We start from the raw sequence: 14,563 nt of genomic DNA on the forward strand, positions 1-14,563 counted from the left end.
GCTCTCCTTCTTATCTGTCCCCCTTGCGCGTTATGCATCGGCGTCGGGTTTGGACAATTCTTTCTTCAAGGCCGCAAAATCGCGCAGCAAACGGGGCAGACGCCGCAACGCTTTGTAGCTGTCGATTTGCTTGCTCATCTCTGTTGCGGGATAGCCCAGCATGGCCCGCCCGGCAGGCACGTTCGACATCAGCTTGGTACTGCCGCCCGCAATGACCCCGTCGCCCACAAAGATATTGTCGCTGACGCCGCATTGCCCGCCAAGCACGACATTGTTGCCAATGGTCGCTGACCCCGCGATGCCCACCTGCCCGCAAATCAGGCTGTTGGTGCCGATCACCACATTATGCCCAAGATGGACCTGATTATCCAATTTGGTGCCATCACCGATCACCGTGTCGCGGATGGTGCCACTGTCGATCGTACAATTCATGCCACATTCAACGTCGTTCCCGATGGTCACACTGCCAAGGCTGTGGATACGCGTCCATTGTTGCGCTTTTGTGTCACCGCGATCGCCGAGCGTCTTGCGGGTCTGTTCGACCGTGCTGGGTTCTGGCGTCACAAACGAAAACCCGTCGCCGCCGATACAGGCCCCCGGCTGCGCGATGAAATCATCACCAATGGTGACCCGCGCGCCGATGCTGACATGATCGCGCAGATAGGCGTTGCGGCCCAGTTGCGCATCCTTGCCGATGTGGCACTGCGGCCCGATCATGCTGCCCGCGCCGATTTTCACGCCCGCCGCGATGACCGTGAAAGGCCCGACCGACACATCTGCGCCCAGTTCCGCCGTGGGATCAATGACCGCCATCGGGTGAATGCCCGGCGCAAAGCCCTGTCCGGGGTCCATCATTTTCGTGAGGCCCGACATGGCATAGCGCGGGCGGTCCGGCAGGATCGCGGCCTTCAGGCCAAGCGCTTGCCAATCTGCATCGGGCCACAGCATTGCCGCCTGTGCCGTCCCTTCGGATAGGCTTTCGGCGTATTTGGGGCTCATCGCGAGGGCAAGATCATTGGGTCCGGCCTGTGCCGGCTCGGCCAGTTTTTCGATCCTAATCGAAGTGTCACCAACGGCTGTCGCCCCCAGTGACACGGCAATTTCTTGAATGGTATGGCGCATGGTTCATTCCCCTTGTCGGGGATGAATTAACCCTGAACAGCGCCCAATGCTACCCCTGCCTTGCTGAGCGCATCCCAGATCTTGGCGTCACGCCCATAGATATCGTCACGATACTGGGTATGCCCGCGCGGCGTGGTAAAGGCGGTGCGGTAGATCAGGTGGACCGGCAGTTCATTATCCAGATGCACAAATGTCTCGCGGCCCGTGGCCAGCTGCGCCTTGAAGAATTTCACCGGATCATCGACCTGAGCGGCCAGCAACGTATAGGCAAAATCAAACGGATCGGCCAGACGCACGCAGCCGTGGCTGAACGCGCGCACATCACGGGCAAACAGGTTTTTGGACGGCGTGTCATGCAGGTAGATGTTGTATTTGTTGGGAAAAATAAACTTTACCAGCCCAAGCGCGTTGCGCACCCCCGACTTTTGACGCATCCCAAAGGGGAAGTTGCGCGCATTATAGCGGCTGAAATTCACCGATCCCCGATTAACGACGCGCCCATTGCCGTCGATCAGATCAATGTGACCTGCCGCACCGGCGTTGCGCTGCATCGAGGGCAGATATTCCTTGGTCACGATTGACCGCGGCACCGTCCATGTGGGGTTGATAACGATATATTCCATCGTATCGGAAAATTCGGGCGTATGGCGGCCGTCTTCATTGGCCCCGACAACCGAACGCGTCTCGAAGGTGACCCGACCGTCATCAATCACGGCTGCGGTAAAGGCAGGGATGTTCACCAGAATATGCCGCGCGCCACGTTCCTTGTTCAGCCAGCGTTCACGCTCCATCGCGACGATCACAGATTTCAACCGGGTTTCGACGCTTTTGTTGATCTCGGACATGGTCGCGGCACCGGCAACACCGTCGTCGTTCAAACCGTGGTCTTGCTGAAACGCGCGCACGGCTTCTTGCATGACCTTGTCATAGGTCATCGAATTGGAGCGTTTCAGATAGCCCATCGCGATCAGACGGTTGCGCAATGCGACAACCGCATTGCCTTGGGCATCGGGTTTGAGCGAGGGCGCAGGCACAACAGGACCCCAACCGCCCTTGGACAGCAGCGCTTCCATCTCGAGCTTTTCGCGCATCAATGCGTTATATTCCAACGTCCGGGGGCGCAGGTTGCGCAAAAATGGCATCGGTTCGGATTTGATGAAATCCGCAATATAGGTCTGGCGGTCGCGATACGGGACTTCGCGCACGATTGAACTGTCGATGCGCGACGGGATCAGCACGCCGGTTTGCAGATCGCGGGCATATTGCAAGAATACCCGGGTCATCTCGACTTCGGCCAGGCCACGATCACGCGGGGTTTTGGCATTCTTCAACGTCGCCATCAGCCCGGTCGGATCATAGCGCGCCAGCGGCAACCCGTGTTTGTCTGCCGTTGTGATGGCAGCCATCAGTGCAGCGCGCCGCGCACGGTGGGTGTCTGACCCTTCGGTCCAGACCGCCTCGTAATCATGGGTGCGGTAATAGGCAGCAATATCGGCATCGCGCGCCGCAGCTTCGGCCACGGCTTGTTTAAAGGCGGTCACCTGCGCAAATACAGGTGCAGGCAAGGTGGAAATCAGAAGGGCTGTCGCAGCGGCGGCCAGAATGCCGGTCATGCCGCGCGTGGCACCTGCCACAGTTCCCAAATTTCTAATCATCGATTCCTCCGAAAGCCTAAAATACAATTGGTTCCGATAACGCGTGGAACCACTGGATTTTGTCCAATAACAATCCGTGTGATCACGCCATAAACCCTTGTAATGGTGCGTTTTGGCATCATTCGATGTGGCAAAAATGAATACCCTCTTATCTGTTGCGCAAATTTTCGCCTAAAATCCTTGATAGATGGAACCATTCTGATTCAGCACTTGGTTAAGGAATCGCTCTATGGCATATAAGCGTTGCATCTGGGGACGATCGAGAAACTCCATGTAACATCATGGAAGATCAGGTATAATACAGGACGTTGAACGCATGAGTGGTACGAATTCTTCGGGCATGACCCGCCGCGCCCTGCTGGGTGCCTTCGCAGCGACAGCCGTAACAGCCGCACCGACATTCGCAAATGCAGCAGGTTTCCTGCGTGGTGCCGGTGACATCCGCCGCATCAAGATGTTTTCGGGTCGCACCGGCGAACGCATAGATATGATCTACTGGATCGAAGGCGAATATATCAAAGACGCAGTTAAGGAAGTGAACCATTTTATGCGCGACTGGCGCACCGATGGCGTCAAATCCATGGATTTGCGCACCGTCGACATTATGGCCGCCTCCCACAACCTTTTGGACGTGAACGAACCCTATATGCTGTTATCCGGTTACCGCAGCCCGCAGACAAATGCGATGTTGCGGTCGCGGTCTCGTGGTGTGGCGAAAAACTCGCTCCATATGCGCGGTCAAGCTGCTGATTTGCGTCTGGCCTCCCGGTCGGTCAACCAGATGGCAAAGGCTGCTGCGGCATGTCGGGGTGGCGGTGTTGGCCGGTATTCGGGCTCCAACTTTGTCCACATGGATTGCGGCGTGGTCCGCACCTGGGGTGGTTGAAAGATCACTCAACCCGTTGAAAACAAAGCGCCGAGAGGCGCTTTTTTCATGTCTGGCGGGTGCCGTCCACTGACCTGTCGCCCCGAAAACCTGTAAACATCTCAGGCCGGCCCGACAGGAAACCAGTAAACTGTGATCATCGCCAAGGCCACATAGCGCGCGCTTTTGCCGATTGTGACAATCGCCACGAACGACCAAAGCGGTTCACGCAACACACCCGCAATAATCGTCAGCGCATCCCCGACGATGGGCAACCAGCTGGCCAAAAGCGACCACCGCCCGTAGCGGTGATACCAAACCTCTGCGCGCGCCAGTTGCGCGTCATTGGCAGGAAACCAGCGTTTGTGTTTGAACCGCAACGCCACGCGCCCCAAGACCCAATTCACAACCGATCCCAACACGTTGCCCGCCGTTGCGACCACCAGCAAGATCACAAGCGAATGCTGGTTGTTCAACATCAACGCGACCAACAACGCTTCGGATTGCATCGGAAGAAACGTCGCGGCAATGAAGGCCGCCGAAAACAGGCCCAGATATCCGATCATCGGGCGGCCTTACCCACGCTCATCTTCACCCCGTATTCCAACGTTTTTACGCACCTCTAACACATTGATATCATGAACGGTTTCCCAACCCACCCACCGTAAAACAGCCTGGAAGATGTCACCCCTTGCACGCCCGCCTTGGGGCGCGGTGCGATTGAGCAAAAGGGATAAAGCCGGATCGACAGCCTGCGGAACCCGTCCGGCAAGGCCCTGCATTAGCGATAGAACCGTTTTGATGTCAAGAATTCTGTCCCAGAAACAAGGACGTGCCGACGCGATCACTGACCCGGATCAACAGACCCCACGATAAAATCCCAATCCTTGGGAATATCGCCCCTTGCATCAAACCTGAGCAGATCAATGCGCCCCTAACATTCAGCGCTCCATACAGGGTGGTATCTAAACACCAGCCCCCTAAATCGCGGTGAATCCGCAAAATACTTTACATTTTGCTATACAAAACGAAATACAGGCGAAAAAATTATCGCCTGATTTCAATACGTCATCAATAAAATATGGGGTAATGGCGGACAGACAGGGATTCGAACCCTGGAGACGGTCTCCCGCCTACACACTTTCCAGGCGTGCGCCTTCGACCACTCGGCCACCTGTCCGTGAGGCGGTGTTTAGCGTGAGGTGCGGTCGGGGTGCAAGAGCTAAATCACCTCAATTTCAACATGATGACTAACCATCCAGATGAACGTAAATACGACGGTTTTGGCGGCCCTTCTTTTCGATCTTGCCCAGCACAAGCCCGCCCACTTCGCCTGTGCGCGCCACATGGGTGCCGCCGCAGGGCTGCAAGTCGATCCAGCTTGCCCCGTCGCCGATCCGGACCAGACGCACCTTTTCCGGGCCCTTGGGGGGCTTGACGGCCATCGTCTTGACCAACTCGGGTGCGGCTTGCAGTTCGGCTTGGGTGATCCAGCTTGTGCTGACACGCAGATCGGCCTCGACAAAATTGTTCAACACGGCCTCGATCCCTTCGCGGTCTTCCGGCGCGTCGGGCATGTCGAAATCCAGCCTGCCGTGGCGGGCCGAAATCTGCCCCCCTGTCACCCCAAAGGGCACGGCAACCGACAGCAGGTGCAACATCGTATGAACACGCATGTGTTTGTGCCGCCTGTCCCAGTCCAGAACCTGGGTCACATGGGTGCCGACCTCGGGCATTTGCAACGGCTCGGCGGGGACAAGGGCAATGTCATCGCCCTGCCCCTTGACCGTGGTGGCGATAGGCAGCCGTTTGCCATCCCAGGTCAACCAGCCGCTGTCACCGGGCTGACCGCCACCGGTGGGGTAAAAGATCGACCCATCCAGCACGATCCCGCCTTCCTCGGTGATTGCGGTGACAATGCCGTGGGCATCGCGTTGATAGGCATCTTCCAGATACAGCGCTGCGGTCATGTGTCGGATTTTCCTTTCAACGCCTCGGGATTGCGGAGCCATATGTCGCGCTGTGCAAAAGGCACTTCGATGCTCTCTTGGGCAAACCGGCTGGCAATGGCGTGGTTGATGTCGCTTTTGACCTGCATGATCCAGTTCACATCCCGTAAAAAGGCGCGAATTTCGAATTCCAGCGCATCCGCGCCAAAGTTCACGAACAATACATTCGGGGCCGGATTTGCCAGAACCATCGGTTGATCTTCGGCGATTTCACGCAAGATCGTCTCGACGCGCCTTGTATCGGTGCCATAGGCCACGCCGACCGGAATGATGACCCGGCCGACCGTATTGCCACGGGTAAAGTTGGTTACCGTGCCACTGACCAAATCGGCATTGGGGACGATCACGTCGGTGCGGTCAAAGGTCTCGATCCGGGTGGAACGCACGGAGATATCGCGCACATAGCCGCTTTTGCCACCCACCTCGATCCAGTCGCCCTCGGAAATCGGGCGCTCGATCAGCAGAATAATGCCCGAGACAAAGTTGCTGACGATGTTTTGCAGACCGAAACCGATACCAACCGACAATGCCCCCGCCACGATCGCAAGCGAGCTCAGGTCGATGCCCGCCCCGGTGATCGCAGCCAAGGCCGCAAGAAATATCCCCACATAACCCAGCCCCGACAGCAGGGCATTCTGCCCGCCAATGTCGATCTGGGTTTTCGGCAGCACGTTCGAGCGCAAGGTGCCCTGCAACAGCCGCGTCAACAGATACCCGACCGAGAAAATGATCGCAAAGGTCAGCAGGTTTGACGGCGAAATCCGTGTGTCTCCGATCGCAACCCCGCTTGCAAAGGTTGCCCAAAGCTCGCTCAGGTCAGTCAGGCGCGCGCCCCATAACAGCGCCAGAACGGGCATGGCCAGGATCAACAGGATCAGGCCGAAAAACACCGGCATCAGGGCCTCGCGGGCGGCGACACCCTGCCCCGTGATCGCGCCATACACATCCGCTGCAAAACGTTGCAGCGCCATCACAAGCCCCAAGACGACCAATGTGGTCACATAGGGCCGCAAGATTGCGTCGGACAGATCCTCGTAGCCAAAGGCAAACAGCAGCGGCGCCAGAATACCGATCGCCATCGCCCCCAAGCCCAGACTGCGCACCATCCGCGCAAGGGTCGAGCTGCGTTGCACCGTTTCAGGCTCGCTGGTTTCTTCCTCGGGGTCTTGATAGCTGCGCAGGATTTGTCCGACCCTGAACAGCGCAAAGCTGATCAGCAGCGCAAAGGGGAAAGCCACCACCGCAGTGGTCGCCGCCGTGGGCAGATCGAATTCAACAACCTTGAGGGTCAGGATCTGCACGATCATCACAATCGTGATGCCGTTCACATAAAACCGCGCCCTGCGCCGTTGTTCCTGATCCAGCAACAGCAATGCCTCTTCGTCATCGCGCGAGAATACCCTTTCCGATACCCAGCGGAACCCGAAGATAACCAGACCCAACACCGGCAACAGCCGGGTGATTTCGGTCCCGCGGACCCCCAGAAATCCGGTTTGACGGGCCGCGGTCGCAAGCAGGAATAGCCCCGCCAGCGGCAGGAAGATACGCAAGAGCGAGACAACAAACCGCCAGATGCCCAAACCGCGCGCCTGATGGTTGCGCAATCCGGTGACCATCATCACGGCCCAGCGACGCCCGCGAAACAGCAACAACAACCCCAGCAGGCTGCTAAAGAACACCAAGGGCAGGTTTTCCCGAAGTGCCGTGAATTTCTGCGCGTTGCTCACCTCGCTCCGGTCGATCCACATGGCCCCAAAGGCGGCTTCCAGATCTTTCAGCGCCGGTGCCCAATGTTGCGGATTCAACGGTGACGGGGTCGTTGTCAGCAGCTTTTCGGTCTGCCGGGTGCGCACGATCTGGTCGATCTGGCGGACCAATCCGTCGGCCCGCAGATACTCACGCTCCGCGATCTGGACCGGCACCAACAGCGCGTTGAGCTGCTGGTTCAAATCCGCGCGGGTCTGGGCCAGTTCGGGGGCCTCGGGTTCGGCGTTCTCACCTTCGGGCGGGGCACCAAGGGCCGCGATTTGACTGCTCAGCGTTGCAATACGCTCCGAATTATTCTGGCGCGCCGTATCAAATTCCGCCCGGAAGCCGACGATGCGCGCGCGCAACGTCTCAAGCACCGTGTCGCTGGCGGTCTTTTCATCCACCACCGTCTCGGCGCTTGTCGCGACGTTTTCCCAGCGATTAATATTTTGGGACGGCTCGTCTTGTGCGAATACCGCCCCGACAGCCAGCCACAACCCAAGGCACAGCCCCGTGAACAGCGCGCGCATGGTCAGTGTCATTGGTCCTCAAAAACGCCGGGGATGGATTGTGGGGCGCGGTCCAGCCAGCCCGGAACCGGCAAACCTTTTTCCCGCAGGAATTCGGGATTGAACAGCTTGGACTGATAGCGCGTGCCGAAGTCGCACAGGATGGTCACAATGGTGTGGCCCGGCCCCATATCGCGGGCCAGACGCATGGCACCGGCAACATTCACGCCGGACGACGCGCCAAGGCACAGCCCTTCGTGCTGCAACAGGTCGAACACGATCGGCAAGGCTTCGGCATCATGGATATTATAGCTGAAGTCGGGGGTGAACCCTTCGAGGTTCTTGGTGATGCGCACCTGCCCGATACCTTCGGCGATAGACCCGCCTTCGGCCACCAGCTCACCCTTGGTATAATAGCTGTGCAGCGCCGCGCCATCGGGATCGGCCAAGGCGATTTTCACGCCCTTGGGCTGCAACGCCATGCCAATGCCCGCCAGCGTACCACCGGAACCGACTGAGCAGCAGAACCCGTCGACCTTGCCACCGGTTTGTTCCCAGATTTCGGGGCCGGTGGTTTCAATATGCGCCTGACGGTTGGCCACGTTGTCAAACTGGTTGGCCCAGATCACACCTTCGTTGGTGCTGCGGGCCAGTTCATTCGCCAGCCGTTCGGAATAGCGCACAAAGTTGTTGGGGTTGCGATAAGGCGCGGCCGGCACCTGCACCAGCTCGGCCCCGGCAAGGCGCAACATGTCCTTTTTCTCTTGGCTTTGGGTTTCGGGGATCACGATCACCGTCTTGAACCCCATCGACGCGCCGACCAGCGCCAGACCGATGCCCGTGTTGCCAGCCGTCCCTTCGACAATTGTACCGCCCGGTTTCAACGTGCCCTTTGCAATGGCATCGCGAATGATAAACAACGCCGCACGGTCCTTGACCGATTGACCAGGGTTCATGAATTCGGCCTTGCCGTAGATCTCACAGCCGGTTGCCTCGCTTGCCTGACGCAAACGGATAAGGGGTGTGTTGCCAATGGCTTGCGCCAGATCAGATGCGACGTGCATGGGGTGCTCCTAATTCAAGTTACATCAGGTGTAGCCTCGGGGGGGGGCAACCTCAAGCGGTCGCGGTGCCGTGCGAGCCAATATGCAGCAATCACCAGCGGCGCATTGGCGGCTTGTTGCGTATCCACCATCGCCATCAGATCCTCAAAAGACATCAGATGCGACCGGATGTCCTCGTCTTCGGTGTCCAGCCCGCTGACGCCGGTGGATTTGTCCGGCAGGTCGGCAAGCCCCACGTAGATATAGAAAAATTCGGTGGAATCGCCCGGTGACGCATAGACCTCGGCCACCAGTTCTAGGGAATTGAGGGTTATCCCCGCTTCCTCGGCGGCCTCGCGGTGCGCTGACTCTTGAGGGGTCTCGCCCGGATCGACACGGCCTGCGATGGGCTCGAACTGCCAAACCGATGTATCACCCCGCGCAATTGGCCCCATGCGCAACTGTTCCACCAGCATCACGCAGTCGCGCTGCGGATCATAGGGCAGCACAAGTGCCGCATCCGACGCCACAAACACCGCGCGCTCCAGCACCTGCGTCATGGTGCCATCAAACCGTTCATGTCGCAGCTGGTATTCGTTCAGCGCAAAGAAATTGGTGTAAACGCGGTCGATCCGCTGCACATCAACAGTGCCATCAAATGTCCCTGCCCCGTGTCTGGACTGCGCCGCATTTACCATCGCCGCGGCCCGTGTGCGGATCATCGGGAACATCCTGCCGACCTGTGTCACGGAATATTTGCCAAAATAATCCATCACCTCGCGCGCGGCAAAGCAGCTCAGCGCGGCCCAGTCCTTTTCCCACTCGGCCAGATCCCAAGGCGCGGCTGTTGTCCATACCCCCGGCGTCGGGAAATAGACCTTTGCGCGCTGGCCACCTTGCAGCGTCACATCGCGCAGATCATAGGCAAAGCTGCCCTCGTAGAAATCAAGCCGTGCAATATCGGTGTCGCTCAACCCTTCGACCAGCAGCCCCTGGGTGACCGCGCCGGGCTGTTCCACCACACAAGGAAACGGCCCTTCGGCCACGGCAAGTGCGGCATGATCCGCCAGCCCTTGCGGCGTGAGTGCGATGTCGGCCGCCGGACGGCCCAGCACGATCTCAAGCAGTGGAATATGCCTGAGAGTGCCGTAAAAAAACAGATTTTTCATGGAGTTAGGGCCATTTTCTTTCGGCATAATTGGTCGCGATACCGCTGATAATGCCCCCGACGATCAAGGCAATCCCAATCGGCACTGTGGCCATCACCAGCAAGTATTCCGCGCTGATCGTCAAAACCGCCAACAGCGCCTCGCCCATGCCGTCATAGCGGCGCTGCATGGACAGGTCGAGCATCCGGATCACCGCATGGGTCGCCAAGCCCCACAACACAAGCATGAACGCGCCTGTCAGCCCGTTGGTAATGCCCGCGCCCATGCCATGCCCCGAGCGCGGGGCCATAATGACCCAGCCCACCAACGCCCCGACTGCCATGTTGATCGGCACGAAATAGCCAAATTCAGACCGCTCCGGCATGAGCGGCATAATCATCTGAGACACAACAAAAGCTAATGAAGCCAGACAGAAGGCGGCCATCAATTTGGCAGCAGTGGGCATTGAGTGCTCCTTAGCTCACAAGGTTGCGCTGTCAAACACGGCGCTTCACCGTGATTTGTGTCACATCACAATTGCCACTGTCAAAGGTTGAAGCACAGGAGGTCAGGTAGAAATTCCACATCCGCTTGAACCGCTCGTCAAATCCCATAGCGGCGATATCGTCCCATTTTTCATTGAAGGTCTCATGCCACCGCCGCAAGGTCAGGTTATAGCTCTTGCCGAATTCGATTGATTTCTCGACCGCAAGCCCGGCTTTTTCCACCTGTTGACGCAGCACTGTGGGGCTGGGCAACATGCCCCCCGGAAAGATGTATTTCTGAATGAAATCAACGCCTCGCTTGTAGACCTTCCAGCGGCGGTCCTGCACGGTGATGATCTGCAGGGTCGCCAGTTTTCCAGGTTTAAGTCTGTCGCGTAACGTGTTGAAATAAGACGGCCAATACTTCTCGCCCACGGCTTCGAACATCTCGATGCTGGCGATCCCGTCATAGACCCCGCGTTCGTCCCGGTAATCTTGCAACTTGAGATCTACCAGATCGGAAAGACCAGCCTTTTCAATGCGTTCTTTCGCGTACTTAAACTGTTCCTTGCTGATGGTCAGGCAAGTCACCTTCAAACCACGTTCTTTTGCGGCATATTCGGCAAATCCCCCCCAGCCGCAGCCGATTTCCAGCACATGATCGCCCGGTTCAACGCCCATCTGGTCGACCATCGACGCGTATTTGGCAGTTTGCGCCGCCTCAAGCGATTGTTGCGGGCCGTCCTCGAACAAAGCGCTGGAATAGGTCATCGTGTCATCCAGCCACAATTTGTAGAAATCATTCCCCAAATCATAGTGATAGCTGATGTTCTTGCGCGCCTGCTTCTTGCTGTTGCGCTGCAGCCAGAACCGCAGGGATTCATATTTGCGCACAAGCCCCATGCCGGGAAATGAATCGTAGATATCTTCGTTGGCGTGAACCACGTCCATGAACGCCTGCAAATCCGGCGTGCTCCACCAGTCATCCAGATAGGCATCACTAAAGCCCAGATCCCCGTCGCGGATCAGCCGCGCGAACAGATCCGCATTGTTGATATGGATTTCGGCCACCGGAAACGGATCAGCCCCCTTGGCCCTGAACCGCCGACCGTCAGGCAAGACAAAATCCACCTGCCCCTTGTGCATCTCTTGTGCCATCGCAAACACACGCGCAAAATATCTGGGAAGGGATACTTGTCCTTCGGTACTGGTTAAGATCATTTCAGGCTCCCTGAACGCGGATTTAATCGCGGAATTAAAGTTTAAGTGCACAACGCACGTTCACCAAGCGTTAAAAGTTTCGGTTCTTGTACAGATCAAGCGCGCGTTCGCGCCCCTTGTCCAAAGCGATGATCCGGTCGGGATAATCATCGTCAGGCGACAGGTTCCAGCGCTGTGGCACGGCGTCGAAAAAGGCCAGCGCATCCTTGTGCGGCTTGGCACGGCCTTCGGCGATCCAACGGCTGGAATAATCGCGGTTCTTGTCAAATTTGTCCAATTGCGTCTCGGGGTTGAAGACACGGAAATACGGCGATGCATCCGGCCCCGACCCTGCTGCCCATTGCCAACCCATCGCATTGCTGGCGGGGTCCCAATCGATCAAGCAGTCCTCGAACCATTTTTGCCCGATACGCCAATGACACATCAGATGTTTGGTCAGATAGCTGGCCACGATCATGCGGCCACGGTTGTGCATCCGCCCCGTCACATAAAGCTCGCGCATGGCGGCATCGACAAAGGGCTCGCCGGTGCGGCCCTGTTTCCACGCCTTGACCTCGGCCAGCCGTTCGTCCTCGTTCCAGGGAAACCCCGCCCATTCCTCGCGCCAGTTCTGATCCAGAATGCGCGGGGTGTGGTGCATCAGATGATAGGCAAACTCGCGCCACACCAGCTCCTTAAGAAAGGTTTCCGCCCCTTGTTTCCCATCATGCAAGGCCCGTTGCCCCGCATGCCAGCATTGCTGCGGGCTGATTTCTCCCAGCGACAGGTTTTCCGACAGGTTCGATGTTCCATCCACCCCTGGCAGATCGCGGTTCTGCTTATATTCGGCCACCCCATGGGCCATGAAAGCCCCCAGACGGGACTGCGCTGCCTTCTCGCCCAGCTGCACAAAGGGCCGCACCACATCGGCCCCGCGCCGCATCTGCGCGCCCATGTTCCAGTCATCCAGATCGTCGCTTTCAGGCCATTGCACAGGCGCTTTCAAGTCTGACGGTGCCGCCAGCGGCGCATCGACGCCCCTGTTCTTCACCGCATTCCAGAAGGGCGTGTAGACCTTGTAATAGCCGCCGGTCTTGGTCTCTACCGTCCAGGGCTCGAACATCAGATGCCCGCCAAAGGACCGCGCATCGACGCCCGCCTCTTTCAGCGCCTGCTTGACGCTGCTGTCGCGTTCAGTGGTTTGCGGATCATAAAGCCGCGACCAATAGACCGCCCCCGCCCCGGTCTGCGCGATCAGCTCTTGCAGCACCGCAAGCGCATCGCCCCTGCGCAACACAAGCTGGCTGGATTTGTCCCGCAGCGCCCCGGCAAAGCTGCCAACCCCCAGACCCAAACGCCACTTCGGCGCGGCGGCAAGTGCCTCAACAAGGCCATCGTGGATGAAAACAGGGATCACAGGACGGCCCGTTTGTGCCGCGGCATGTAACGCGGGATGATCGCTCAGCCGTAAATCGCGGCGAAACCACACAAGGATCGGGGATGTATCAGACAAGGCAAAACTTCTTTGTTAGGTAAGATGAGACATAGCCCAACGCCCCCGCTTTCAAGGAGAATTTCGCATTTTCGGCAAAATTCCCTTCGTGCCCGTTTCTGTCCTTGAAAAAGAACGGGCCGCATCTTTTGAATGCGACCCGAAGTGGCGTCAAACTCTGTCAGGATGCGCCGCCTAGCCGTTTACATCCACAACAACGCGGCCCCGTACCTGCCCGGCCAGGATGTCCTTGCCCAACTGCGGCAAATCCTTGAGCGTTGCCGGCACGACCATCTCCTCTAGCTTGGCCATCGGCAGATCCTTTGCGATCCGCTCCCAGGCGCGCAAGCGGTTCTCATAGGGCTGCATCACGGAATCGATCCCCAACAGGTTCACGCCGCGCAACAAGAACGGGATCACCGTCGCAGGCAGACCGGCACCGCCCGCCAAACCAACCGCCGCAACCGATGCACCGTATTTCATCTGCCCCAGGACCCGCGCCAGCATCGCGCCACCGACGGCATCAATACAGCCCGCCCAGGTTTCCCCTTCAAGCGGGCGTTTGACGGTCTCGTTGATCTCTTCGCGTGCAACGATCTGGCTGGCCCCAAGCGCCTTGAGGTAATCCGCCGTCTCGGGGCGTCCGGTCACAGCGGCAACCTCGTGGCCCAATGCAGCCAAAATCGCCACAGCCACCGACCCGACACCACCCGCAGCACCGGTAACCAACACAGGCCCATGTCCGGTTTTCAGCCCGTGGTCTTCCAACGCCATCACCGCCAGCATCGCGGTAAAACCCGCCGTGCCGACAGCCATGGCCTGACGCGTATCAAGCCCCTCGGGCAATGGCACCAGCCAGTCGGCCTTGACCCGCGCCTTTTGCGAATACCCGCCCCAATGCGCCTCGCCCACGCGCCAGCCGGTCGAAACGACCTTGTCGCCGGGCTTGTAGCGGTCATCATCCGACGCCTCGACCGTGCCTGCAAAATCAATGCCGGGAATATGCGGATATTTGCGTACCAAACCGCCGCCCGGCCCGATGCACAAACCGTCTTTATAGTTCACCGTCGAATATTCCACCGCAACCGTCACTTCACCCGCTGGCAGCTGGTCCAGATCAATCTGCGTCACCGCCGCAGAGGTCTTGCCGCTCTCTTCGTCCTTGGTCACCATCAACGCATCAAACATAATCTCTCCTATCCGGGTCACATTTCGTCACCCTTTTCATTTTGCCAGCTAAACTCCGGGGAGCCCGAGGGGCTGGCCCCTCGGCCCCCAACTCTGAT

Annotated in this window: 12 protein-coding genes and 1 tRNA gene; 1 reads left to right on the plus strand and 12 read right to left on the minus strand. The window is 58.3% G+C overall.

Translation table 11 applies throughout. The features are described 5' to 3' along the window. Positions 1-30: 30 nt before the first annotated feature. Together lpxD and ACSQ13_RS07250 are read right to left on the minus strand one after the other, a co-directional pair. Entirely contained in the window at positions 31-1,122 is a 1,092-nt protein-coding gene (gene lpxD, locus ACSQ13_RS07245; protein WP_176249117.1) for a UDP-3-O-(3-hydroxymyristoyl)glucosamine N-acyltransferase, read from the minus strand. A 26-nt stretch (positions 1,123-1,148) separates the two neighbouring features. Beyond that, positions 1,149-2,735 (minus strand): L,D-transpeptidase family protein, encoded by a 1,587-nt coding sequence (locus ACSQ13_RS07250; protein ID WP_295509110.1) that lies wholly within the window; start codon positions 2,733-2,735, stop codon positions 1,149-1,151. A 358-nt stretch (positions 2,736-3,093) separates the two neighbouring features. Here ACSQ13_RS07250 and ACSQ13_RS07255 point away from each other — a divergent pair, with 358 nt between their 5' ends. Continuing rightward, a complete protein-coding gene (locus ACSQ13_RS07255) occupies positions 3,094-3,663 on the plus strand; it encodes a YcbK family protein (protein WP_176249118.1) in 570 nt (189 codons plus the stop codon). A 101-nt stretch (positions 3,664-3,764) separates the two neighbouring features. On the opposite strand, the gene ACSQ13_RS07260 is transcribed toward ACSQ13_RS07255, so the two are convergent. The 10 genes from ACSQ13_RS07260 to acuI form a co-directional block, all read right to left on the minus strand. Beyond that, positions 3,765-4,208 carry a YqaA family protein gene (locus ACSQ13_RS07260; protein ID WP_176249119.1) on the minus strand — a complete coding sequence of 148 codons (444 nt, stop codon included), beginning with the start codon at positions 4,206-4,208 and terminating at the stop codon, positions 3,765-3,767. A gap of 524 nt (positions 4,209-4,732) precedes the next feature. Further along, positions 4,733-4,822: transfer RNA gene (locus tag ACSQ13_RS07265), tRNA-Ser, on the minus strand. 70 nt (positions 4,823-4,892) lie between these two features. After that, positions 4,893-5,612 carry an alanyl-tRNA editing protein gene (locus ACSQ13_RS07270; RefSeq protein ID WP_176249120.1) on the minus strand — a complete coding sequence of 240 codons (720 nt, stop codon included), beginning with the start codon at positions 5,610-5,612 and terminating at the stop codon, positions 4,893-4,895. After that, a complete protein-coding gene (locus tag ACSQ13_RS07275) occupies positions 5,609-7,942 on the minus strand; it encodes a DUF3772 domain-containing protein (RefSeq protein WP_295509002.1) in 2,334 nt (777 codons plus the stop codon). The genes ACSQ13_RS07270 and ACSQ13_RS07275 overlap by 4 nt, the downstream gene beginning before the upstream one ends. Continuing rightward, on the minus strand, positions 7,939-8,973 hold the full coding sequence (locus ACSQ13_RS07280; RefSeq protein ID WP_176249121.1) for a cysteine synthase A: 1,035 nt from the start codon (positions 8,971-8,973) through the stop codon (positions 7,939-7,941). Before ACSQ13_RS07280 ends, ACSQ13_RS07275 begins: the two co-directional genes overlap by 4 nt. A 14-nt stretch (positions 8,974-8,987) precedes the next feature. Next, positions 8,988-10,121, minus strand: coding sequence for an NUDIX domain-containing protein (locus ACSQ13_RS07285; protein WP_295509006.1), 1,134 nt, complete (start codon positions 10,119-10,121; stop codon positions 8,988-8,990). A gap of 4 nt (positions 10,122-10,125) precedes the next feature. Next, positions 10,126-10,566 (minus strand): TrgA family protein, encoded by a 441-nt coding sequence (locus ACSQ13_RS07290; RefSeq protein ID WP_176249123.1) that lies wholly within the window; start codon positions 10,564-10,566, stop codon positions 10,126-10,128. A 31-nt stretch (positions 10,567-10,597) separates the two neighbouring features. After that, a complete protein-coding gene (locus ACSQ13_RS07295) occupies positions 10,598-11,806 on the minus strand; it encodes an SAM-dependent methyltransferase (RefSeq protein WP_295509009.1) in 1,209 nt (402 codons plus the stop codon). Between the two features lie 70 nt (positions 11,807-11,876). Then, a complete protein-coding gene (locus ACSQ13_RS07300) occupies positions 11,877-13,298 on the minus strand; it encodes a cryptochrome/photolyase family protein (protein ID WP_295509013.1) in 1,422 nt (473 codons plus the stop codon). A 174-nt stretch (positions 13,299-13,472) separates the two neighbouring features. After that, a complete protein-coding gene (acuI, locus tag ACSQ13_RS07305; protein WP_176249126.1) occupies positions 13,473-14,465 on the minus strand; it encodes an acryloyl-CoA reductase in 993 nt (330 codons plus the stop codon). Positions 14,466-14,563: the final 98 nt, after the last annotated feature.

Origin of the sequence: Sulfitobacter sp. SH22 (assembly GCF_965641905.1) — a bacterium.
GTDB lineage: Bacteria > Pseudomonadota > Alphaproteobacteria > Rhodobacterales > Rhodobacteraceae > Sulfitobacter.

Coding starts and splice junctions, on each gene's coding strand:
- acuI (WP_176249126.1), bottom strand. CDS start 14,465: ATGTTTGATGCGTTGATGGTGACCAAGGACGAAGAGAGCGGCAAGACC.
- ACSQ13_RS07285 (WP_295509006.1), bottom strand. CDS start 10,121: ATGAAAAATCTGTTTTTTTACGGCACTCTCAGGCATATTCCACTGCTT.
- lpxD (WP_176249117.1), bottom strand. CDS start 1,122: ATGCGCCATACCATTCAAGAAATTGCCGTGTCACTGGGGGCGACAGCC.
- ACSQ13_RS07270 (WP_176249120.1), bottom strand. CDS start 5,612: ATGACCGCAGCGCTGTATCTGGAAGATGCCTATCAACGCGATGCCCAC.
- ACSQ13_RS07290 (WP_176249123.1), bottom strand. CDS start 10,566: ATGCCCACTGCTGCCAAATTGATGGCCGCCTTCTGTCTGGCTTCATTA.
- ACSQ13_RS07260 (WP_176249119.1), bottom strand. CDS start 4,208: ATGATCGGATATCTGGGCCTGTTTTCGGCGGCCTTCATTGCCGCGACG.
- ACSQ13_RS07255 (WP_176249118.1), top strand. CDS start 3,094: ATGAGTGGTACGAATTCTTCGGGCATGACCCGCCGCGCCCTGCTGGGT.
- ACSQ13_RS07275 (WP_295509002.1), bottom strand. CDS start 7,942: ATGACACTGACCATGCGCGCGCTGTTCACGGGGCTGTGCCTTGGGTTG.
- ACSQ13_RS07295 (WP_295509009.1), bottom strand. CDS start 11,806: ATGATCTTAACCAGTACCGAAGGACAAGTATCCCTTCCCAGATATTTT.
- ACSQ13_RS07280 (WP_176249121.1), bottom strand. CDS start 8,973: ATGCACGTCGCATCTGATCTGGCGCAAGCCATTGGCAACACACCCCTT.
- ACSQ13_RS07250 (WP_295509110.1), bottom strand. CDS start 2,735: ATGACCGGCATTCTGGCCGCCGCTGCGACAGCCCTTCTGATTTCCACC.